Origin of the sequence: Psychrobacter sp. GW64-MNA-CIBAN-0177, assembly GCF_040309585.1 — a bacterium.
Taxonomy (GTDB): domain Bacteria; phylum Pseudomonadota; class Gammaproteobacteria; order Pseudomonadales; family Moraxellaceae; genus Psychrobacter; species Psychrobacter okhotskensis.
The window spans coordinates 34533-59383 of record NZ_JBEOOY010000008.1 but is presented as its reverse complement, the minus strand read 5'-3'; the positions used below and the strand labels follow the sequence as shown (position 1 = coordinate 59383).

Here is a 24851-nt window from a genome sequence, read left to right as displayed (position 1 = left end):
GCAATACTATGACAGCGACAACCTACAATAAAGTGAAAGAAACATTAGTACAGACGCCTAAAACTTGGCTTATCACAGGAGTAGCGGGCTTTATCGGCTCTAATTTGCTTGAGACACTATTATTGCTTGATCAAAAAGTGGTGGGGTTAGACAATTTCGCCACAGGTTTTCAGCATAATTTAGATGAAGTAAAAAGTTTAGTAAGCGCTGAGCAGTGGGAAAATTTTACTTTTATAGAGGGTGATATTCGTCAGTTAACTGATTGCTCGAAAGCCTGTCAAGGTGTTGATTACGTGCTGCATCAAGCGGCTTTAGGTTCTGTGCCGCGCTCTATTAAAGACCCGATTACGACTAATAGCGCGAATATCACAGGATTTTTAAACATGTTGACTGCTGCTCGTGATGCAGAGGTATCAAGCTTTACCTATGCGGCGAGTAGCTCAACGTATGGCGATCATCCGGCACTGCCTAAGGTTGAAGAAAATATTGGTAATCCTCTATCACCTTATGCAGTGACTAAATATGTCAATGAGCTATATGCAGATGTATTCTCACGTACTTATGGCTTTAAGACCATCGGTCTGCGTTATTTCAATATCTTTGGCAAACGCCAAACACCGGATGGTGCATACGCTGCGGTAATACCAAAGTGGACGGCCGCTATGATCGCAGGTGATGAAGTATTCATTAATGGTGACGGTGATACCAGTCGCGACTTTAATTTTATAGAAAATGCCGTGCAGGCCAATATTCTGGCAGCAACTGCCACTGAAGAAGCTAAAAATCAGGTGTATAACGTGGCAGTAGGTGGACGTACGACCCTTAATACGTTGTTTTTAGCACTTAAAGAGCATTTAGGTGCTAATGGCGTTAGCTATACTCAAGACCCAGTCTATCGAGATTTTAGAGCAGGGGATGTGCGTCATAGTCAGGCTGATATTACCAAAATACAGAATGCGTTAGGCTATGCTCCACAGTTTGATATTATCCAAGGTATTGAGAAAGCAATGCCTTGGTATGTAACTAGTATTAATACTTCTAGTTATCATGGAAAGTAACAAATACAAACGAATGGCCAAAAATACGGGAATGCTTTATTTTCGTATGCTACTGACTATGGCAGTCTCGTTATATACGTCAAGGGTGATATTACAAACCCTTGGCATTGAGGATTATGGTATCTATAACGTAGTCGCAGGTTTTGTTACTATGTTAGGCTTCTTAAATAGTGCTATGTCCTCAGCAACGCAACGATTTCTAGCATTTGAGTTAGGCAAACCTAATGCTAACGATGTTCGTGGCATATTTAGTATGAGCTTAAATATTCATGTACTTATAGCTTTAGTCGTATTTTTATTGGGTGAAACTATCGGCATTTGGTTTGTAAGAACGCAGATGACGATACCTATAGATAGATTGTTCGCTGCCCAATGGGTATTTCATTTAGCACTTTTATCCTTTGTAGTGAATATAATTAGTGTGCCTTATAATGCATTAATCATTGCTAACGAGCAAATGAAAGTATTTGCTTGGGTTAGTATTGTTGATGTGATACTAAAGTTATTGATAGTATTCATGCTAGCTTGGTTCGGTATGGATAAACTTATTCTGTATGGAATTCTTAGTCTAGCAGTCACGGTTGCAATATTTATGATCTATCGGCTTTATTGTAAACAAAAATATGTCGAGTCTAGATTCAGGTTGTATTGGGACAAGAAGCTATTTAGTATCATGCTCTCTTATACCGGTTGGAACTTATGGGGTAATATCGCTGTAGTTATGAGTGGGCAAGGCATCAACGTACTATTGAATATTTTCTTTGGTCCGACTGTGAATGCGGCTAGAGCTATTGCTATGCAAGTCTCTAGCGCATTGAGCAGCTTTGTACAAAACTTACAAGTAGCTATAAGCCCTCAGATTATTAAATCTTACGCGGCAGAAGATATGGCTTACATGTATCAGCTAGTATGCTATGGAGCCAAATATAATTTTTTTCTCTTATTCTTTTTGGCTATGCCAGTAATAATAAACACCGATTTAATTTTAAAGGTATGGTTAGGTTTAGTACCTGAATATACTTCTATATTCGTAAAACTTATTATCATTAATATCCTGATTGACTGTGTGTCTGCTCCTTTAATGACAGCGGCACAAGCTAGCGGGAAAATAAAAATCTATCAAAGTGTAGTTGGTGGTCTTTTACTATTAAATCTGCCTTTCTCTTATCTTTTGTTAAAAATGGGCTATGAGCCCTATATGGTAATATATGTTGGTATCATTCTCTCTATAGTTGCGTTTATGGCAAGATTACTAATAGTTAGACAGCTAGTATTTCTTCCAGTATTAACCTATCTTAAAGAAGTGGTTGGCCGTGGTACATTAGTAGTGGTTACCGTGGTAACGATATACTATTTATTAATCAAACTTATATTAGAAGATTCTGGATTTTGGTGGGAATCAACAATTATATCTATAGGTGTGTTGAGCGCGATTATAGTTTTTGGGTTTAGTAAGCTTGAAAGAAGTATAATATTAAAACAGTTTAAAATCATATTAACTCGAATTCATAAATAAAAAAATATATTTAATAAACTTTATATATGTAAAATTAATAATACATTGGATAAATTATTATGAAATCTGTGCAATTTTTTTCGAATATTATCAAAAGTAATAGTATAATCAAATCAACATTAAAAAAAGTGGTTTCAGTAAGATTAAGAAATAAGATATATAAACTTTTAAATAAGGATAATACTGTAACGTTATATTACCAGAACAAGACAGCATTTATTGATCTTGAAAATGAAAAGATAAAGGGCTTAATTCCAGTGTATTATTGGGATGGCGAGCCTAATTTTGGCGATCTTATTGGCCCCTACTTAGTATCTAAAATAACTGGTACACCAGTTTTGAATATCAAAAACTTAAAACACCCTGGGATTATGACTGTTGGCAGTATTATACAAATGATAGATAGAAAAGATATGGTCATCTGGGGTAGTGGCTTAATGTACAAGTTGAAAGATACACAAATTAACAGCTTCAAAGATAATGCACCATATATTTTATCTGTTAGGGGGCAAGAGAGTGCTCAACACTTAATAGACTCAGGTATAAGTGTTCCGGATCAAAAATTTTATGGCGATCCCGCGCTAATTTTACCGTTATTTTATACTCCTTCGATCAGAGGTTCTAAAAAAATTGGTATTTGCCCACATTATATTCATAAACCATATTTTTTAAAAAGCCTTACAGGTAAAGATAATTTAAGAATTATAAATGTTCAAAATGATGTAGAAACTGTGGTAGATGAAATTGCTTCGTCAGCAGTGTGTATCTCTACATCATTGCATGGCCTCATAATTGCACAGGCCTACGGTATTCCGTGGGTATGGTTAGAAGTTTGCGATAAGAGTCTATCCGGTGGTGACTTCAAATTTAAAGATTTTTTTTCCACATTAAATGAAGCGCAAGTATCACATATTAAAGTTAATTTGAATGATATCGAAAGTATTGATTACGAAGCTGTAGCGGACAAGGCAGTACTTCCAGATAAATTATATAGTGAGCAGTTGATATTAGAGGCTTTTGAGTCTTACTTAAACAATTAAATCCAAATTGTTTAATAGCCTTATATTGGTTATAAATCAAGTGAATACAGGTTATAGATTTTTAAATTCACCTTGAATCTTTCGCTAACACAGCATTCGTATTGACAGCTCCATTCTATTGCATTGTATTATCGATAGTTTTCAGTAAGCCTTTCTTTGTTATTAAAAATAAAAAGCTTTGTGCTGCAAGATTCGAGTCATTACTTAATGGTATTGGAAGCTTGCCATCTGATATATGTACCCATAGCTATATCTGAAGGGTTGGTTGCTATAAAAAGTATTGCTTCTCTTAAAGATAAGAGGTTAAATGTAATAAAGAATCATTCTATAACTTTTCTTCGAAAGTTTTTAGAAAGAGTCTTTCTAGATATGAGAATATTTTATGAAGTTTAATATACCTTTAGTCTCAGTTATAGTCCCTATTTACAATGCAGCTCCTTACTTAGAGGAATGTCTATATAGTATAGCTACTCAAACATATATTAATATCGAAGTTATTTTAATAAATGATGGCTCCACAGATGAAAGTCAGAAGATAGCTGAAACTATATGTAATAAAGATAAAAGATTTAGATTAATTAACCAAACTAATCTTGGTGTCAGTGCTACTAGACAAAAAGGAGTCGATATTAGTAGAGGGGATTTATTAATACATACTGATGCTGACGATATAGTTCCAAAATTTGCTTTCGAAAAATTAGTTAATAGGATGTTATCTCAAAATTCCGATATAGTGGTTGGTGGATATACTGTTAAATATGCAAAAAAGGATATCTATGTTGGTATAAGTGAAAATGAGACATATTGGGGGTTTGTTGAGGGTCTGTTATCCTCAAAATATCACGGTAGTTTATGCAATAAACTTATAAAAAAAGAGCTATATGATTTAATAGATTTTGATAGTGATATTAATTACATGGAAGACAAGCTAATACTTGCTAAAATACTTAGGGACGGTCCTTATAATATAAGTTTTCTAAATGAACCAGTTTATATTTATAGAAAAAACTCTAACTCAGTTACTCATAATCTATCTCTAAAATCGATAAAATCTTCGAAAATTGTAAATCAAAAAATTATTAATTTGTATAATGGGATTGTTAAAGATGAAGTTTTAAATGGTATAAAGAGTAGGCAAAGAGTATTTGAAATTTACCAAAGTGCTAAAAAAGGATTGAATATTTTTACTGACGAAGATTTTGTATTGATAAAAGATACTGGAGTTCCTTCACGATATAGAGCTTTTTTGTGGCTTCTCAGTAAAAACCCATTATTTACTACTAAGCTATTAATTATTGCTAGAAATTTTATAAAATAAATAAATCTAGCTAAGTACGTTATATTATATGCGCATAAAATAAATCCTTATTTTATCTTGAATATTGCTAATATAAATTTAATTTCAGATTTTGATAGCGCATAGAGTTATTTTCTAAAAGTGATATATTAATTACTAATTATTTGTCAATGTACCTTTATTATTCGAAACTCGATAGAGATACAACCTCTTTTATTATGATTGGCAATATTAAGAATCTAATCGATGGATTCAGTACGATTATAAAGGTGTTACACTAAGTGTTAAAGCGACTGGATAGAGCGACGTTCGAGATGTGATAGTTGAGACATTGAGAGGAACAAGGTGTCTAACTTTTCAAAAGACATAAACGAAATCTTGATTTTTTTCGTAAAAAAAGATTTTAGTAACTTTAATATTTTCAATTAATGTCGAAATTATAATTTTAAGACTTTAATTATACTATTGTCAGTAATAAATTTTTCCATATTTATTATCTGTATTTTGGAATTTGTAATGAATAAAAAGGTAATACACTTGATACCCCAGGATGGTCTTGGAGGTGTCGAACAAGCTGCTAGATCTCTAATTCCACACCCTAATCTAGATATCGAGATTTCATTTTTACGTGGAAAAACTTTATCTAAAAAAGATATGATTAAGTTGGTTTCAGGACCTAGGGTAAATTTAAACTCCTTATCTTTCTACATAAATGGATTCAGCTATTTAGTAAAGAGTGACCCTGATGTACTTATAACTTCATTATGGCGATCTAGTATTATAGGTATTGCTTATACATTATATAAAAAGTTTATATTAAAAAAGGAAATTAATTTCATTTTATTTTTGCACGCAGATAGATTTGCTCATAAAGTTGATAAATTGTTTACAACTCTTGCAGCTATGCTAGCGGACGAAGTATGGGCAGATTCCGATGCTACTGCGACAAGTCTTTTGAAAAACGATAGATTTACTAAGAAAATGAAAATAATTTCATTCCTAATTAGGAATGAACAGCTTAAGCCATGCGATTTAGAAGAAAAAGAAGATAATTTTGTGTTTTGGGGTCGTATTGCTAAGCAAAAACAACTTGATATAGCAATAAAATTATTTAGTAAAATAAAACTGAGAAAGCCTGAGTCGATATTTTATATCTACGGACCTGATTGTGGCGAGCTAGAAGCTCTCAAAAAACTTGTTAGTGAATTAAACTTACTTTCTAATGTATTGTTTATGGGTTCAAAAAAACCTAATGATTATCCTAGTAATGCTAAAAGAGCAAAGTTTTTCATCAATACATCCTCTCATGAAGGTATGGCTATTGCAGTGACTGAAGCTATGCAGCTAGGATTAGTTCCCATCGTTACTCCAGTAGGTGAGATTGCCAATTATTGTATTGATGGTAAGAATAGTATCTACTATAACAGTACTACTGATAAGGATATCCTAAACATCCTATCGGATACTCAGCTATACTCTAAATTAAGCCAAAATGCTATGGAATATTGGAATTACAAAAATGATTACTCTAAGGATTTTAATGATAATTGTTTGAGAGTAATTCAAGGAAACTTATGTTAAATAAAGCTTTTAAAAAATTCCCGATTTTACTTCAGAATTCAGCCATAACTTTTTTTAATACTTATCAGTATAAAGTCCGACATGGTGGCGCTTATAAAAAGTTTAGAAATTATTATGCACAATCTGATTCACTAAGTGAGTCTGATCTTATGAGGGAAGTTGAAGCTAAAAAAAATAATTTCTTTAAATACGTTAAAGCCCACTCTAACTGGTATAAAAGGTATGAATTCGACAACCTAGAATTATTACCTATTCTAGAGAAAAACGATATTATCAATTACTTAGATGAGATCAAGACGATTGTGGAAAAAGAGGGGCTAGTTAGCTTAACAGGGGGCACTACAGGTGCCTCAATGAAAGTGATTTATACCAAGAGTGATATGCAAGAACGATTTGCTATATTAGACCACTTCCGAGCTCAGCATGGGTATAAGCTGGGAGACAAGACAGCTTGGTTTTCGGGTAAAAACTTAATATCTGAAGAGCATCTATTAAAAGGAATTTGTTCTCATTATGATTTTATAAATAAAATTAAATTCTACTCGACATTCCATATAAACCAGAATAATTTTGACATTTACTGGAACTCATTAAACCATTTTCAGCCAGAATTTATAGTTGGATTTCCTTCTAGTGTATATGAGATATGTAAAATTGCTGATAGTAAAGGACTCAAACTGCGAAATAAGGTAAAAGTTTTTTTCCCTACAGCAGAGACGGTATTGCCTGAGTATAGAGAGCTTATAGGTAAAATTATGGGCTGTAAGTTAGTGGATCAGTATGCCTCTTCCGAAGGAGCGCCTTTCATCTTAGAGTGTGAAGCTGGGAATATGCATATTCATCCGTTAACAGGTATATTTGAAGTCGTTGATGAGAATATGCAGCCTGCGCAGGAAGGTGAGATTTTAGTGACTTCATTTACCACAGAAGGAACTCCATTAATACGTTATCAAATTGGCGATCGTATCAAACTTGCTCCGCAGGAAAAACAATGCCTCTGTGGTTCATGCTTTCCTCTAGTTGAAAAAATTGAAGGCCGCTCAACTGATTATATTCAGTCACCAACTCATGGAAAAGTGAATCTGGGTAATATTAGTAATAGTACTAAAAATATCGCAGGCATTATCCAGTTTCAAGTAATTCAAAAAGAATTAGATCGTGTGAATGTGTTGGTTGTTGCTAGGCCGGACTTTGTTGCTAAAGAACAAAGTAAATTTAAAAAAGCCTTAGCAGAGCGTTTTGGCCCGCAGCTAGAGATTTGTTTGCAAGTAGTTGATGAAATACCAAAAGAAAAAAGTGGTAAATTTAGATTTGTTAAAAACAGTCTTAACATATAGAGATAGTGCATGTCAGATCTAAATTGGATTTATACCTACGGTTTTGTTGGGATTAGGTTATTTGAATTACCTAGTTTGTTTATATGCTTGTTATTAATATTAATAGGTGGTTATAAACTTAAAATCTCAGTTAAGTACCAGACTGTACTAGCATTACATTGTTTTTTGCCATTCGTTTTAAATGATGTGTTGTTTAGTGTTAATTATATGCCTGATCAATATAAATATTGGTATGGCGTTAATGATTTAAGAAATGGGAATATTGGCTTTGTTGAAGCATTAGCGAGTGGTAAAAATACTGTACAAGCTAGTGTCTTTTTTGCATTAATGCCATTTCCTACTCCTGTATCGCCTATTAGCTTGGGGTTTTATAACACTTTTATTTATATAGTTTTATTTTTTATACTTTATATAAAAAAAATATTTACGAAGCTATCTTTGTGGTTTTACTTATTGTTTCCAAGCATGGCTTTGTATACGGCTCTGAGCTTAAGAGAGACGTTAATATTTTTCTTTATGACTTTGGCGATAATCTTTGCTCGTGAGTCTAAAGCTTTAAAGAGTGCTGTTTGTATTATTCCAATATATTTAATTAAGTTCCAGAATTTTTATATTGTTGGTCCAATAGTATTGCTTTACTTCATATTCAATGTTGCCAAGAAAGGTATGAGTCTGACTAAAGCAGTAATTATTGGTGCCATTGCTTTAGCATCGTTACTAGCCTCTGCTCCTATTGCTCTACCTTTAGTTAATAAGTTTAGAGTGGCTATGTTCGTCGAAGATGGTGGTGATGCAGAAGATATTGAACTTATTACAGGTGCAGGAGACTTTGTATTTCAGGGTCTTACTTCAGGTTTCTATTTTCTCTCCAAACCACTGCCTTGGGAAGCAACTAGTGCCTTACAGTTAATACAGTCACTTGAAAATGTATTTGTTTTGGGTGTTTTATTTTTAATTACTCGACAAGCTTGGAGGAAAAATTTAGATAAGCTTGCTTTTTGGTTGCTATTTATGGCGCTAGCAATGTCGGTATATGGTTTGGTTGTTGCAAACTATGGGACAGCTGTTCGCTATCGCTATGCTTTCGTAGTTATATATGTGTTATTCGTCTGTGCTGACTGTAAGGTTGATAAACTATTTCCAAATAAAAGAATATTGTTCTATAGGCAGTGAGTCTATACTAGTTTTATAGGAATAAAATTGAAAATATTATATATAATTAACGAGCCTTGGTTCTTCTTATCACATCGCTTGCCAATCGCTCTAGCGGCTCAAGAGCAGGGGTACAGAGTACACGTAGCTACTAGAGCTGGAAAAGCGGTTTCAGAAATCTTAGATAAAGGTTTTATTCATCATGAGATACAATTATCACGTAATGGTAGCAGTATACCAAGTGAGCTAAATAGTTTATTAGCGATTTGGAAGCTTATAAATAATGTTAAGCCTGATGTTCTGCATTTAGTTACTATCAAACCTGTTTTATATGGCGGTATAGTTTCTCGCTTTACATCCGTGAATAAAGTAGTGGCTGCCGTATCAGGGTTAGGTACTTTATTTTTGGCAGAAGGTGTAAAAGCAGACTTAAAACGAAAAGTTGGAATAGGCTTATATCGTTTTGCTTTACGCTCTAAAAAAACCACAGTTATACTGCAAAATCCTGATGACAAGCAGTTATTAATAGATTTAAAAGCTGTCAAAGCTGAGCAGACCACACTCATACGTGGTTCAGGAATAGACTTGACTGCCTTCCAAGCTTTCCGTGAAACTATCAATGATACGCCAGTAGTGACTTTCGCAGCACGTCTGCTATTCGATAAAGGATTAGCAGAATATGTGAATGCCGTTAAACTATTAAATAGAAAAGGTATAGTGGCCAATTATCAAATAGTCGGAGATTTGGATTCAGGTAACAATACTAGTGCCACAGAGCAAGATATTGAAGAATGGAAAGCTATTCCCAATTTAGTTGTATTGGGGTATCAGAAGGATATGTCTACTGTATTTAGAGACTCTAATGTTGTAGTGCTACCGTCTTATCGTGAAGGATTACCCAAAGTTTTGATTGAAGCTGCCGCATGTGGTAGGGCTGTGATTACTACAGATGTGCCCGGATGCCGTGATGCTATAGAAGAGAACAAAACGGGATTATTAGTTCCAGTTAAAGACTCGAAGGAATTAGCTAATGCTATTGAAAAGCTAGTGACAGATACTGAGCTTCGAGTAGAAATGGGTATTGCTGGACGTCAGCTAGCAGAGAGAGAATTTGCGATTGAAAAAGTGATAGAGCAGCATCTATCTATTTATCAGCAAACCAATTGAAATTTGATTTAGGATATCTATCCATGAGTAATAAACATAGATTACTTCTCACTGGGGCAACTGGGTTTGTTGGCAGTGCTATACAAAAACGTATTGTAGCAGATGGGAGCTATGATTTAACGATTGCTGTGCGTAATGTTAATGAGCAGTCGGACGCTGTACGGATTGTCAAAGTTGATGATTTGACAACTAGCACTGATTGGAGTGATGCACTAAAAAGTGTCGATGTAGTTGTTCATACAGCTGCTCGTGTGCATGTAATGGATGACAAGTCTACCGATCCTTTAACTGAGTTTCGTAAAGTAAATGTGGAAGGGACTTTAAATCTAGCTCGCCAAGCAGCTGATTCAGGTGTAAAGCGTTTTATATTTATTAGCTCAATTAAAGTTAATGGTGAAGGCACGAAGATCGGTAAACCTTATACAGAAGGTTCTAAGCCTAATCCTACCGACCCTTATGGCATTTCAAAATATGAAGCTGAGCAGGGTTTACTCAAGTTAGCAGAGACTACGCCATTAGAAGTTGTAATTATTCGTCCTACTTTAGTATATGGCGAAAATGTAAAAGGTAACTTCCATTCTTTAATGAAATGGACTTATAAAGGTATTCCACTTCCTATAGGTGGCATCAAAAAGAACCTACGTAGCTTAGTGTCTGTAGAGAACTTAGTTGATTTTATTATTACCTGTATCGAGCACAAAGATGCTAAAAATGAAGTTTTTTTGATATCTGACAATGATGATATTTCTACCGCTGGTTTGTTAGAAGAGATATCAAAAGGCTTAGGCGTTAAAAACAAAGCGGTAAATATACCTGTTGAATTTATTAATACGGCAGCAAGTGCAGTTGGTAAGTCAGGTGTGGCTCAAAGGTTATCAGGCTCATTGCAAGTAGATATTAGTAAGGCTAAAACCTTATTAGGTTGGAAGCCTAAATATTCAACTAGTGATTCCATTCAAGAAACTGCTAAATGTTATAAGTCAAGTTTAGCAACTTCCCAGTCTATGCCTTTACAAAGACCATTGGATATTATGTTCTCAGCTGCGGGGTTAGTAGTAGCGTCACCCTTGTTAATTGGTGCAACTGCTATTGGTTACTTGGATACAGGCTCGCCTTTATTTGTACAAGAACGTGTCGGTAAAGACCAAAAGCCCTTTAAACTAGTGAAGTTTCGTACTATGAAAGTAGATACAGCGTCTGTAGCGAGTCACCTAGCTGATAATAGCTCTATCACTAAATTGGGTAAGGTATTACGCAAGACCAAACTTGATGAACTGCCACAGCTGATTAATGTATTAAAAGGCGAGATGAGCTTAGTCGGACCGAGACCTAATCTATTCAATCAAGAGGAACTCATAAAAGCCAGAACAGATCAAGGCGTTTATGACGTGTTACCTGGTATTACAGGGCTAGCTCAGTTAAGTGGCGTAGATATGTCTACTCCCAAGCTTTTAGCCAAAACTGATAAAGAAATGATCGATAATCTCAACTTGAAAAATTACTTTTACTATATTGCTAGAACAGCTTTAGGTAATGGTAGTGGCGATGCGGTTAAATAAAATTCAATCTTGGAAAAGTAATCAACTATGCCTAAAAAATTAACCACGCTAATCAGTATTAGCATGTTATCTGCTCTGTCTACGTTATCAATGAATGCTACTGCGCAAAACCTCTATATGAATGACTTGCGCTTAAAGGCTGATATCGACTGGCTCAACACTCAAGGCGTCACTCAGATCAGTACGAGCACTTGGCCGTTGACGGCTAATGAGATTGAGCGCGGACTATTGGGCGCTCAGTTAACTACGCCTGTGCAGCGGCAAGTCGTGCAGTCTATCCAAACCCGTCTTAATAAAGATCGTGAGTCCTTAGTTAAAGCGACTGGCGAGCTCTCTATACAGACCGATCGTCAACAGCTGCCACAAAGCTTCGGCGATGATAAACTCGCCGGGCAGCAACTTAGCGGTTCAGTCGGACTTAGCGAAGCCAATTGGGAGTTTAATCTGCAGGCTAATGTCAAGAATGATGAGCTCATAGATGATGATTCTGACGTCAGCTTTGAAGGCTCTTATCTGGCGGGTATGGCTGCTAACCAATGGCTAGTCGCGGGTAAGATTCCGACTTGGTGGGGTCCTGGACATGACGGTAGCCTGATTCGCGGTGATGCTAGTATCCCGGTGACCGGCTTTACCATGCAACGTGATACGCAAACTGCGCCTGATTATAAGTATTTAAACTGGGTCGGACCTTGGCAGTATCAGCTATTTGCTGGGCAATTGGATGATTATGATGCGGTTCCTGACGCTAAGCTATTTGGCGCGCGTCTAACCGCTAGTCCATTGCCTTGGTTAGAAGTCGGCGCTTCACGTAGTTTTATGTGGGGCGGCGAGGGTCGACCTGAAAGTTTAAGCTCCTTTGGTGATGCCATATTAGGTACTAGAGATAACGACTCTACTGCTGGCAATACTGACGATGATCCTGCTAATCAGCTAGGCGGTTTTGACGCTAGAGTTCAGTTATCCTCATTGATCAATGTTCCAGCTAGCTTCTATGCACAATACATTGGTGAAGATGAAGCGGGCGGCTTACCTGCTAAAAACATGTACTTAGCTGGCGCAGACTATGCATCAAGCTACCAAGGCCTGCCTTATCAGGTTTATGCTGAGTATGCAGACACGCGGAGTAGTGGCGATGTCAAAGGCGTATCGTATGATCATTTTCTCTATACCGATGGTTACTATCAGCAAGGCTATCCGCTCGGTCACGCTCTTGGCGGTGATGCAGAGAGCATATCAGTAGGTGGCAAGCTATGGCTAGATAGTCGAAACTTTATCAATGCCAAGCTGCAGCATGCGAAGGTAAACCAAGCCGATGAAGCGATTAACCAAGCCTATCCAACAACGGATAAGCTCACCGCTGTCGATGTTGCATGGGAGCACCAGCTGCAGCCGCTGACCAAAGTTAGCACAAGATTATGGGCTGTAGACTCAGATATAGAATCAACCGATATCGGTGTTGGTGTCGGTATTGAGCTGACAACCTATTAGGCTGTGTCGTCATTTTTAGCCTATTTTGCCGCTTTCGTTCAGATTGAAAATACACCCTAATTATTAAAAACAATAAGATTCAGTAATAAAAAATCGGTCTGCTAGTAGACCGATTTTTTGGTTTAGATACAGCGCTATTACAATAATAGATATAGTCAAAATATCCTAAAAACGCGACGGTATTGCTGATATCAATTTTTTGTGGCCTCTGTCTGCGCTGGCACAGCAAGTAAGAAAAATTGATATCAGTCATGCATCATAATGTCATACACCCATTTTATTTATTATTGGCTATATAAGGCAGAAGGAAATAAAAAGTGTTTGTATTCGATCAGTGCTCACTTAGTAAGCACTATTAAGAAGGTCGATAACTGATTTATTAAGAACGTTTACAACGGCTACTTTAGTGAGAAAATAGCAAATATTTAATTATTGCTATTAAGTAAAATTAAAATCTTCTTAACCGTCTAGAGTCACGTATACTGAAAATGCTCCATATATAAAATATGCCCAAGGATGAGCACTAAAATCAATATAAGGATATTCAGATGCTAGGAAAAATGATGTATCAGCCGCTGCTCATTAGCAGCCTCATTGAGCACGCCGCCCAATATCATGGTGATACCGCTATCTTGTCAAAAGAAGTCAACGGCGAGATGACCAAGAGTGATTGGCTGACTGTCTCCAACAATTCAAAACGCTTGGCAAATGCGCTACAAACACTGGGGCTGAAGCCATCAGAGCGTATCGCAACTTTGGCATGGAACAATCGCCGTCATCTAGAAGCGTGGTACGCAATCTCGGGTAGCGGTATGATTTGCCATACTATCAATCCCCGCCTATTTCCTGAGCAGCTTGCCTACATTATTAACGATGCAGACGATCAAGCTTTGTTCTTCGATATGACTTTTTTGCCGCTGATTAGCGCCATTAAAGAGCATATCAAAGGCATTAAGCATTTTATTTACTTGGGCGATAGGGACGAAAAAGTCTTAGAGCAGTTGCCGAATGCTCTGTTCTTTGATGAATTGTTGGCAGATAATAGCCCTGATTTTGACTGGCCGCAGTTTGATGAAAAGCTGGCAAGCTCACTCTGTTATACCTCAGGGACGACAGGCAATCCCAAAGGCATCTTGTACTCTCATCGCTCCTCAGTCCTGCATGCGATGGCTTTGTGTATGCCGGATGTGTCCTCGTTATCTGCCCAAGATGTCTTGCTACCAGTCGTGCCGATGTTCCATGTCAACGCGTGGGGCACACCTTATGCCGCTGCTCTGACGGGCTGCTCTTTGATACTGCCTGGCCCCAATCTTGATGGAGACAGCTTGGTGTCTGTCATTGATGACTATAAAGTGACGGTGGCTTTGGGCGTGCCAACTATTTGGCAAAGTTTGCTAACCGCTGCCAAAAACAGAGGCAGTAAGCTGGACAGTATGACGCGTACAATCGTCGGCGGTGCAGCATGTCCGCCATCAGTTATCAAAACCTTTAGAGAAGACTTTAATTGTGATGCGATACATGGTTGGGGCATGACCGAGACCAGTCCACTTGGCACGATGAATCAGATAAAAGCCAAGCACAAGTCGCTCAGTAAAGAAGAGATTAACGAGCTGCGTAAATCGCAAGGTCGCCCTCCTTATGGTATCAAGATACGTCTGATGGATACGGAACAAAAAGACCAGCCAGTTGCTGAAGATGGCGAGTCACAAGGGCGCTTGCAGATTCGCGGGCATTGGGTCATTGATGATTATTTCACTGAAAATAAAGATGCCATCACTGCCGATGGCTGGTTTGATACCGGTGATATCGCCACGATTGATGCTGATGGTTATATGAATATCCGTGACCGCTCAAAAGATTTGATCAAATCAGGAGGCGAGTGGATATCTTCTGTGGAACTAGAAAACATCGCTGTGGAGCATCCAGAGGTTAAGATGGCCGCAGCGATTGCAGCGACCCATAAGCAATGGGGCGAGCGTCCAGTGTTGATTGTCGTCAAAGAAGCGGGTTCGGCAGTAGATGAAGCGCAGATTCTTGAATTCTACCAAGGTAAAGTGGCCAGTTGGCAAATACCTGACAAAGTCGTCTTTGTCGATAATATCGTGCTCAACGGCGCAGGGAAAATGATGAAAAATAACTTACGTGATGAGCATGGTGATGTCTTGCTTGCTTAATCATATTTTTTATGAAAAAGTCCGCAAATAAGCGGACTTTTTTTATTTAACGTGCTTTATTCTAGACTTTCGGCATCATTGCGTTTCACAATTTTATGCTGATCTTCTGTGCTATCGACTTTCCAGTAGCTGGATATGTATAAATGCGTTTTTGGTATTGGACGCTCTACTTTAAAGTATTGACGTAGGGCGCGCATACTATGGAATTCACATGCCGCCCAGACCGCAGGTTGCCCTGCTAGCCAAGTAAGCGTTTTAGTATGTTCAAGTAATGGGCTGCTTTCTGCATTTGGATGTGCGTTTATTACCCAATGAATGTCAACGTTGTCTGGTTTTTTAAGTAGTTGCTTATCTGCTTCAGTGCTCACCTCAAGGACTGCATAGCCGCGTGCGTCCGCAGGTAGTTGGGCAAGATTGACGGTAATCGCCGGCAGCGCTGTCATGTCACCGATCAATAAAAACCACTCTGCCTCATTATTAATCAGCTTCTTTGGTCCAGGGCCGCCTACCCATATTTGCTCACCCACTTGGGCGTTACGTGCCCATGTTGAAGCAGGGCCTTCTGTCTCATGCAGCGCAAAATCGACATCTATCTCATTATCACGCTGGGCGCTGACAGTATAGGTGCGCATCAATGGTCGAGTGTCATCGCCTTGAGAAAACATCAGCTTGATATAAGCACTTTCTTGATCTGCTGGAAAATCAGTCAGTTCAGCACCGCCAAATGTGACGCGGCACATATGTGGCGTGATGTATTTGGTCTGAATGACTTCAAGCAATCTTGGATTGGGTTTTGCCATTTTAATACTTCCTTTCATTCCATTGTTTAATACCATAATGCATCATTCGAGAGAAAGCCAATCTATAAGACTGACATTCTCTGGTAATTGTAAGTCCTACATTGCCTAAAAATGGGCTTTTAGGCTGACGGACATTTGGCGTTCAGACCCCATCCAGCAGTTATTAATATCATAACAAGCGCCGACGTAGGTCTTATCAAACAGATTGTTGATACTCGCGCCGACAGTGAGCATCGGATTGATTTGATAATTGCCGCCGATATCTACCAAAGTCACGCTTGGCAGCGCATCTGAATTTTGTTTGTCAAGTTGCATACCGCCTTCATAGCGCACGCCAGCATTGAGTGTCAGTTTGTCTGTGGCGTAATAGTCTGTCCAAAGTGTGGCTTTATGCTTTGCCGTTTGTGCTGGGGTGTTGCCGATCACATTAGGGTTGAATTCATCCTCTGTAATCTCAGCATCGGTATAGCTGTAGCTTGCATTGATATCTACCCAGTCATTGAGCATGTGGCTGCCTGAAACTTCAAACCCTTTGGACGTAATTTCACCCGTTTGTGTTTGACTTCTATAGTTGATTTCGTCAGCCACCACTACATTTTTTTGGGTGATATCAAATACTGCTAATGTCCCTTGTGTGGCGCGATCGGCGGAGAGATATTTGACACCAGCTTCTAGTTGATCGGCGGTGGTGGGTCTGAAGGCTTCATTGGTAATGAAATTACTGCCAACGACTGGCTGAAAAGACTGAGAATAGCTGGCATAAGGCGATAGTCCATTATCAAAGTCATAGATAGCTGCGAGACGACCACTGGTTTTCGAGGCATCATTGTCAATAGTTTGATCACTATAGATGGCACCTTCAGAAGCCTTTGTCTGCTTAGTGATACTATCAAAATTATCGTGACGTAAGCCGGCTACTATCGTCAAATCTTGCCATTTCATCTCATCCTGTACATAAAACCCAAGCTGGCTTTGTTCGATGTCTTCATCTTGACGATAAGCGTCTAAAGGCAACATATCGGCATTGATTTTCGAAAAATCTGGGTTAGACAAATCAAGGTTTGGCGTGCCGTCCGCGCCAGCATCATAATAGGTGGCGGTGCTGTCTGTTTCTTGATACTCAATACCAAATAACAGGTTATGGGAGGTATTGGTAGTATCCAGCTGATAAGCAAGCTGATTGTCAGTGGTCCAGTTGTTCATACTTTCATCAGTGGTGTAGGCCACACGGTTTAGTATTTTGTCACTGCCGCTTACAAACCCGCTGTTGTACATATTACGCTGCTGCGCGTCGGCATCGGTATAGCGCAGAATGTGCTTGAACGTCAACTTATCATTGATGTCCCAGTTCACTGTGACACTGGGCATGAATACTTCTTTGCTAAAGCGATTCCATTTGTCACCCGCATAAGCATCACTGCTCAGTTTTCCATAGCTGGCATTATAGACAGTGCCAACGGCAGGTAGCGGAGTGGAGGGCACCATCTCTGGATCATCTTGATAAAACAGATTGGCAAGGACGGACACATCCTCTGTAGGTTGCCAGTCCAATGACGGATTGATCAGCGTGCGTTCTTCTTCTGTGGTCTGCATCTGCCCATCTTTTTTGCGTTTTAATGCCACTAGACGATAATTTAGCGTGTCTGAGATAGGTCCTGTGGTATCGACAGCCACTTCTTTTAAGTCTTGATTGCCGAGTCGCAGCTGCACTTCAGACGCTTGGGTGCTTTTGGGGGTTTTAGCGACTTGATTGACCATGCCACCTGGGGATGCATAACCATAAAGCGAGGATGCTGGTCCTTTTACCATTTCGACTGCTTCTGTTGCGTAAATATCGACTTGTGGCATCAGGTTCCAAGCACCATCGTAGGGCAGTCTTAAGCCATCATAAAAATTGGAGTAAGTTTTAAAACCGCGAATGTTGTATTCGTCAAAGATCGATACGGTACCGCGACTTTCAGCACTCACCCCTGGCTCATAACGTAATGCAGCATTGACACTGTCTGCTTGGCGTTTTTGCAGTAATGCTTGATCGATTCTTGTATAGCTCATGGGCGCATCATTGGGATCTAATGCAGTTTTTGTACCTGTACTGCGATAGCTGTCGGCATAGACAGTAATGCTATCTAAGATGGCTGATGGTGTCGCAGTCTCATCAACATCATTATCAACGTCGTTCTCTACACTATTTTCGATGTTATTCGGTATCGTCTCAGCGTAAGCGGCGTGACTCAGACCCATTGCCAATCCCAGTTGCACGGCGAGTGTTAAACGTTTTTGACGAATGGATGTAGACGTTGAGATAAAACGCATCATAGCTCCTATAAATTATTATGAAATACTAAAAATTAAAAAAGGAATAATAACATTAATGATTATCATTATCATAAAAAATTTACAAATAAAGAGTTTTTGGAGATATTGTATGCAATAGAGCGATGCATACATCGTCAAAATGTATTGTATGTATGCTCTAAATTGGTGTGAGTCAAACAGATTTATATAGACTAAAAATATCTAATATGATGATAATTTCTTACTATAAACGATGGTGTTTAAATCGGTTTCCTCGTATGATACAGCCGTCTATTTGAAATCAACTTTGAGATCAATAAGTGGACAGGATTTATTAAAATTCTTGATAGATTTAGGTTATTCATTGAGCAGCCAGAGATTGTTAAAGGTCATATTTATGAACAGAGGCACCCATCAACCAACTAACAATCAACGCTATTTTACGGTATGGCGCTGGCATTTTTATGCAGGCATGTTTGTCGCTCCTTTTTTAGTTATTTTGGTGTGTACAGGGCTTGGGATGATACTCATGTCTAACACCTCAGGGCGAGACAATGACCGTGTGACTGTGCCTACCCCAGAGTCGATGGTGCAAGCACCTGTCGCTACCCAAGCCCCTATCTCCACTCAAGCTAAGAACGCGCTCAACACGCTGCCCGATAGCACATTGGTAAAATACATTGCTCCTCGTGAGAACAATACGGTGGCCTTGTTTCAGGTGGTGTCAGAAGGGCATGACAATATGGTGTCGGTGAATCCTTACACGGCCGATATTGTTGACAGCATACCTACTAATAGTAGTTTGTATAACACTTTTGATGCTATTCATAGTGATTTGCTATTGGGTAAAGTCGGTGACTATATCCAAGAAACCACGGCCTCCTTGACTATTTTAATGATTTTAACGGGATGGTATCTGTGGTGGAAAAAACGTAAATCTTTCAAAGCCATGTTGGTTCCTGATGACAATACCACGCTGAAGAAAAAACGCCCATTTTTTCGAACCATCCATGCGACGCTAGGCAGTTGGATATCTATTGTGTTGTTATTTTTCTGCATTTCAGGCATGGCGTGGGCTGGTATTTGGGGCGAGCGAGTCGTGCAGGCATGGAGCCAATTTCCCGCAGGTAAGTGGGGCGTTGCGCCCATACCGCTTTCAATTGACCCCAGCCATAAACACCATGCTGGTATGGATATGACTAACGCCGCGCCGCACGTTCATGGTGCCACGCCAGCCGTGGCTCCCACACATGGTGATGTATTAAACACGGGCAGTACCAAAGATGTACCTTGGGTGCTTGAGTTGACACCGATGCCCGTATCAGGGACGACCATGGGTAAGAATGGTATCGCGCCAAATATACCTATTATGATTGATACGGTGGATCGCTTTGTCCGTGAAATTGGTTTTGAAGGACGTTATCAGATGAATCTACCTCAAGGCTCGACTGGGGTATGGACGATTAGCCAAGATTCCATGAGCTACGATATGAAGAGCCCAACCGCGGATCGTACCGTACATATCGATCGTTATTCGGGTAAGGTTTTAGCAGACATTCGCTTTAATGATTACAATCCCTTTGGCAAATTCATGGCAGCAGGTGCCGCTATTCATATGGGTACGCTGGGATTATGGAGCGTGCTTGCCAACGTTTTATTTTGCCTATCGGTCATTGCTATTTCTGTGAGCGGTTATGTTATGTGGTGGCAACGCCGTCCACGTCATTCCAGTGAAAAAGTGGGGCTAAACCCACCAGCACGCGGTCAAAGTTTTTCTATCTGGTGGCCGTTTGCAATTCCCTTACTGCTTGTGTCTATTATTTTTCCAACCGCAATTATTGCTATTATCGTCATCGGATTATTAGATTTTCTATTAATATCGCGTGTTGGATTTTTACAGAAGCTATTAAAATAAAAGAGAAGTTCAAAAATTCATTCTTATCTAAATAAAAGCGGGGCAGCTTTCTAAAAGACGCCTCTCTTTTTTATGCTCATTGTTTTATTCTCAAGTATTTTGTTCTTCAGGCCGTATTTATACCATTTTCAAAAACTTGAGTCGCAAGGAAGATGAGTGTAAGTACTATATTTTATAGACTAAGCAAATTTGACACTGCTAATCATATTTTTTGGCATTGGTATTACTTCAACATTGAGATGGCATCGGTACTGGCGCGTTGACGTTCTTCAGCATTCAGCTCGATCAATTTCCCCTCTTTCATCAGCAGCAATCGATCCGCATGCTCAAAGTAGCTGTCATCATGACTGATAATAAAAAGGGTTTTACCCAGCGCTTTTAGCTCAGGAATCAATGATTGATAGAATACGCGACGAAAAGCAGGGTCTTGGTCAGCAGCCCATTCGTCAAGTAACAGTATGTCCTTATGTTCAGCAACAGAGATTAACATAGCCAATCGTTTACGTTGTCCCTGCGATAATTTGTCCGTAGATAAGCGATGATCCGTCACACTGACTTTATCTTGCAAATTTAATTTATGCAGCCAAGTGGTTACTAGCGTCATATCAGGATCGCTGCCATGACTGCCAATCAATTGTTTAAAAAGATGCTGATCGCTAAAAATGGCAGAAAAAAGCTGTCGATAATCGGTATTATTTTTGGAGTCAATAAGCTGATTGTCTATATGTACAGAGCCAGTGGTAGGGGTAAAAATGCCTGTAATAATCTTTGCAAGGGTGGATTTACCGCTACCATTCGCACCAATCAAAAAGACCACATCGCCACGTCTTAAAGTGAGATTGACGTCTTGTAATATATCATTTGAGTGAGCGGTTTTTTCTGTTACTAAGGCAGACGTATCAGCATCACTGTTGTCGTAACGGTAGTGAATATCGGTCAAAGAAATAGAGTGCCAGTCTGTTGCGGCGGTGTCAGTGGCAAACGCTGAATGATAATCCGCTAGCTCCAATGATTGTATTTTGTCCAAGGCAACTTGCGCTGTTTGCATGGTTGGATAAGCACCAACCGCATGGAGCAGAGGTGACTGCATAAATAGAATGGTTAAAGAAAAAGTGGTCGCTACGCCCATGGGTATATCAAGATAGTTGGATACGGCAAACACCACACCAATCGCTGCAAACATCATGATGTTCGACCAGTTCACTGCCGATAAATGATAGGTATCCGCTTTAATAATTCGCTCTTGATAAGACTGGGCATGATTTAAAAAATCATGTTTGTAGAGTTTTTCGGCGCGGTGATGGTTCAACGCGAGCTCTTTACGGCCCTCTATTATCGATTGATAATCTGCATATAACTCATCATTGATCTCTCTGATGGCGGTGAGATGGTGATAGACATGTTTGACGAGAATAGTACTTATCCAAATGGTCATCACAATCCAAACCATGATAATCAGTAATAGTGGCAATGACAGCCAGCCCAAATAAAGAGCGACCCCAGTAGATAAAATCACCCCTTGTACCAATTCTGGCATGCGGACAAAGGCAACGGTAATTGATTGAATGTCTGAGGACAGGCTGGCGAGTAATCGTGCGCTACCCAAATGGTCTATTTGTGGGACGTTGGTATCGATGATTTGTTTGACCAGCTTGGTTCTGAGCTCATAGACAAACTTGTGACCGAGACGGGTTAAGGCATATTGTGATAAAAAAGTAGTGACCAATAGCAGGACAACCAAGGCTGAGAATTGACCCAAACTTGCCCACGATAAGGTATTAAAAACAGGCTGACTGATGAAGGTGTGATTGATGAAAGCGATGATGCCCACACTGACAGCCGCATTAACCAAATTAAGAAAGATAACTTTAAGAAAGGGCAGGCGATAGTGTGCCCAAATCATATGGTATAAAGAAACGGTGGTGCGAGAGGACATAATGGCTCAATAATAAAATGGTTTTTTGCGTATTTTTGATAGCAGAAAAGGGAGTAGGTTGTGCCTAATCCCTTTTATCTAAGTCTTATAAACATGGTTTAATGGGCAGGTCTTAAAAGTCGAAAGCCGCTGACACTTTTAGGGCAGTAGGCTCACTGGCATTTAAATACCCAGCACCCGCATAACCACCCACTGATTGCCAATAGTCCTCTCCTGTCACGTTAGTAACCACGCCTTTTAGCGTCACGTCTTGTCCAGCAAGCATGGTTTTGTAGCGAGCACCTAGATCTAGCGTGGTATAACCGTCGACTTTTAAGCTATTGGCGGCATCGGCATAACGTGCGCCTGTGTGAATGATATCACCGGTCACTGTCAATCCTTCAACTGCTGCTAAATCATATTCTAGGTTGACGTTGCTTTGTAGCATGGGCAGTCCGATGACTCGGTTGCCGTCGAACGTCACATCGCCCGTGTCTTTTTGCTCAGCCTTTAAGTAAGTAACACCAGCATTGAAGCGCATGTTTTCGCTCGGGCTACCAAATACAGTCAATTCTACCCCTTGATGGCGATTTTCTCCAGCAGCGGTAAACGTGTTTGAGTCATTGATATAAGCACGCGGCTCATCAGTGCGGAATACCGCCAAACTACTGCCAATCAGACCATTGTCATACTTAACGCCAACCTCAGTTTGCTCACTTACATAAGGGTTTAAATTTTGACCACCATTGGTGACAGCACCACCATTATTAGTCAGAGGTGCCCTTGCGCCTGGCGCTAGGCTTTCGATATAGTTGCCATAAACAGACCAGTCCATGCTCGGTTGATAGACGATACCGATACTTGGTGTCCACTCACTTTTATCGTAATCTGCCGTTTTAGCCTGAGTGTTAGGATCATAGCTGGTGGTTTTTAAATTCTGATGACGCACGCCTAAAGTGGTTTTTAGTTTGTCATCGAACAATGATATGGTATCGGCTAGCGCAAAGCTTTGGAATTGCTTCTCGTTGGTTAGTTTTGGATCGTCTAAGTTACCACCGAAGATTGCTGTGCTTGTAAAAGGGACCTCAGCGTAGTCAATAGGGCGATATAAATTGGTCGCGGGTTGATTACCAAAATCATAGGCGAACGCCCCTTTTTCTTCTTGGTCATAGAGATCCGCTGCTAGTACCCAATTATGAGCCACTTCACCTGTTTGCCATTTACCACGCAGACCGAGCTCAGCACTTTGTACCAAATCTTTTCTAGAATTATCAAAGCGATAAAACGTACCTGCACCATCAACATTGTTGACGGTTAGATTGGCCAGTGAGTTTTCTTCCTCACCACTTCGCACACCGTAAGCACCATAAGCGGTAATATTATCAGTAAAATCATATTCTCCTCGAATGGTACCAAAGACATCTTCTTCATCTGAATACGTCCAAGGCTGCGCCCAATTCTTTGAGCCGTCTGGTGCTTTTGGTACTCTAGAAACACCAGCAAGTGTGACACTAGGACGGGTCTCTTTAAGCTTATTGTCTTGCCAGCCCAAATCTGCTGATAGTCGATACTGATCGCCTCTATAATCTAATCCTAACGCTGCCAGACCCAGTGTTGAAGATTCATCATCAATCGCGCTGTCGCCATCTTGATAAGCGGCATTAAAGCGCATGCCAAACGCATCATTAGTACCAAAGCGATCACTGACGTCTACGGCAACTTTGCCTTGATCGCCCTGACCATAACCGAGTGTCACCTTACGTAGCGGGTCATTGCCAGCTCGTTTGGGTAGCAGGTTAATTGTACCACCGGCATTACCACCACTTGGTGCTGCGCCATTGAGCATGGCTGATGCCCCGCGCTGAACTTCAACACGCTCGAATAATTCAGTAGCGATATACTGTCTTGGTAATATGCCGTATAGACCGTTATACATGGTGTCATCAGAGGTTGTGATAAAGCCGCGCATAAAGTAGGCTTCTTGAAAGTTGCCAAAGCCTCTGGCGACACGAACAGTCGGGTCTTTTTTGAGCAAGTCGCCCACACTTTGCGCTTGTTGATTGCTGATATATTCATTGGTATATGAGGTAGTGGAGAACGGCGTATCCATGATGTCTTGATTGCCCAAGATTCCGACGCGGCTTCCTGTCGCTACTTGACCCCCTTCATAGGCACCTGGTAAGCCATCGGCTGACGCATCGGCGCTACTGGTCACGACAATCGTATCGAGTACCACACTTGGGGTATCTGCCTGGGTATCTGCTTGGGCATCAGTACTTGCCTCTGTTTGTGCCCACGCAGCTTGACTCGCACCCAGTAATATTACCGATGTGGACAGACAAGATGAGCACAGTGATTTTAGTGAAAATGGATGGCGAGAGATACTCAAGAGATTAGGGCGAAATAAAGCAGAATATAAGCGAGACAGTTGCATGAATATTTCCAGCATATAGGTTAAATGCTTATTATAATGATAATCATTTTCATTACAATGTATTACTGGATTAAATCTCAATATATTTTTATCGTGTTAAGTGGAATTTTTGCCAAGCAGTAT

16 protein-coding genes are annotated in these 24851 nt (G+C 39.7%); 12 read left to right on the top strand and 4 right to left on the bottom strand.

Features of this window, described 5'->3' with window-relative positions:
- The first annotated feature begins 8 nt into the window (after positions 1-8).
- The 11 genes from AAEY79_RS07185 (at position 9) to AAEY79_RS07135 (ending at position 15369) form a co-directional block, all read left to right on the top strand.
- The gene (locus tag AAEY79_RS07185) at positions 9-1058 is read left to right on the top strand and encodes an NAD-dependent epimerase/dehydratase family protein (RefSeq protein WP_352287861.1); all 1050 of its coding nucleotides are present in this window, start codon (positions 9-11) and stop codon (positions 1056-1058) included.
- Between the two features lie 13 nt (positions 1059-1071).
- Positions 1072-2574: a hypothetical protein gene (locus AAEY79_RS07180; RefSeq protein ID WP_352287858.1), complete on the top strand. Its 1503-nt coding sequence runs from the start codon at positions 1072-1074 to the stop codon at positions 2572-2574.
- 59 nt (positions 2575-2633) lie between these two features.
- Positions 2634-3614 (top strand): polysaccharide pyruvyl transferase family protein, encoded by a 981-nt coding sequence (locus AAEY79_RS07175; protein ID WP_352287856.1) that lies wholly within the window; start codon positions 2634-2636, stop codon positions 3612-3614.
- Between the two features lie 382 nt (positions 3615-3996).
- Positions 3997-4932, top strand: a complete 936-nt coding sequence (locus AAEY79_RS07170; RefSeq protein WP_352287853.1) for a glycosyltransferase family 2 protein — start codon at positions 3997-3999, stop codon at positions 4930-4932.
- Positions 4933-5427: 495 nt separating this feature from the next.
- Positions 5428-6492, top strand: a complete 1065-nt coding sequence (locus tag AAEY79_RS07165) for a glycosyltransferase (protein ID WP_352287850.1) — start codon at positions 5428-5430, stop codon at positions 6490-6492.
- A complete protein-coding gene (locus AAEY79_RS07160) occupies positions 6486-7829 on the top strand; it encodes a phenylacetate--CoA ligase family protein (RefSeq protein WP_352287847.1) in 1344 nt (447 codons plus the stop codon). Before AAEY79_RS07165 ends, AAEY79_RS07160 begins: the two co-directional genes overlap by 7 nt.
- Before the next feature lie 9 nt (positions 7830-7838).
- Positions 7839-9002, top strand: coding sequence for a hypothetical protein (locus tag AAEY79_RS07155; protein WP_352287844.1), 1164 nt, complete (start codon positions 7839-7841; stop codon positions 9000-9002).
- 27 nt (positions 9003-9029) lie between these two features.
- On the top strand, positions 9030-10148 hold the full coding sequence (locus AAEY79_RS07150; protein ID WP_352287841.1) for a glycosyltransferase family 4 protein: 1119 nt from the start codon (positions 9030-9032) through the stop codon (positions 10146-10148).
- A gap of 23 nt (positions 10149-10171) precedes the next feature.
- Positions 10172-11707, top strand: a complete 1536-nt coding sequence (locus tag AAEY79_RS07145) for a hybrid nucleoside-diphosphate sugar epimerase/sugar transferase (RefSeq protein WP_352287838.1) — start codon at positions 10172-10174, stop codon at positions 11705-11707.
- Positions 11708-11734: 27 nt separating this feature from the next.
- Positions 11735-13195: a capsule assembly Wzi family protein gene (locus AAEY79_RS07140; RefSeq protein WP_352287835.1), complete on the top strand. Its 1461-nt coding sequence runs from the start codon at positions 11735-11737 to the stop codon at positions 13193-13195.
- Between the two features lie 548 nt (positions 13196-13743).
- Positions 13744-15369, top strand: coding sequence for a long-chain-fatty-acid--CoA ligase (locus AAEY79_RS07135; protein WP_352287832.1), 1626 nt, complete (start codon positions 13744-13746; stop codon positions 15367-15369).
- A 56-nt stretch (positions 15370-15425) separates the two neighbouring features.
- Here AAEY79_RS07135 and AAEY79_RS07130 read toward each other — a convergent pair whose 3' ends face one another.
- Together AAEY79_RS07130 and AAEY79_RS07125 are read right to left on the bottom strand one after the other, a co-directional pair.
- A complete protein-coding gene (locus AAEY79_RS07130) occupies positions 15426-16169 on the bottom strand; it encodes a siderophore-interacting protein (RefSeq protein ID WP_025653139.1) in 744 nt (247 codons plus the stop codon).
- A gap of 105 nt (positions 16170-16274) precedes the next feature.
- Positions 16275-18482 carry a TonB-dependent siderophore receptor gene (locus tag AAEY79_RS07125; RefSeq protein ID WP_352287829.1) on the bottom strand — a complete coding sequence of 736 codons (2208 nt, stop codon included), beginning with the start codon at positions 18480-18482 and terminating at the stop codon, positions 16275-16277.
- 379 nt (positions 18483-18861) lie between these two features.
- Here AAEY79_RS07125 and AAEY79_RS07120 point away from each other — a divergent pair, with 379 nt between their 5' ends.
- Positions 18862-20379 (top strand): PepSY domain-containing protein, encoded by a 1518-nt coding sequence (locus tag AAEY79_RS07120; protein WP_352287826.1) that lies wholly within the window; start codon positions 18862-18864, stop codon positions 20377-20379.
- Between the two features lie 223 nt (positions 20380-20602).
- Here AAEY79_RS07120 and AAEY79_RS07115 read toward each other — a convergent pair whose 3' ends face one another.
- Both AAEY79_RS07115 and AAEY79_RS07110 read right to left on the bottom strand, forming a co-directional pair.
- On the bottom strand, positions 20603-22315 hold the full coding sequence (locus tag AAEY79_RS07115) for a multidrug ABC transporter permease/ATP-binding protein (RefSeq protein ID WP_201633678.1): 1713 nt from the start codon (positions 22313-22315) through the stop codon (positions 20603-20605).
- 112 nt (positions 22316-22427) lie between these two features.
- The gene (locus tag AAEY79_RS07110) at positions 22428-24728 is read right to left on the bottom strand and encodes a TonB-dependent receptor (protein ID WP_352287823.1); all 2301 of its coding nucleotides are present in this window, start codon (positions 24726-24728) and stop codon (positions 22428-22430) included.
- Positions 24729-24851: the final 123 nt, after the last annotated feature.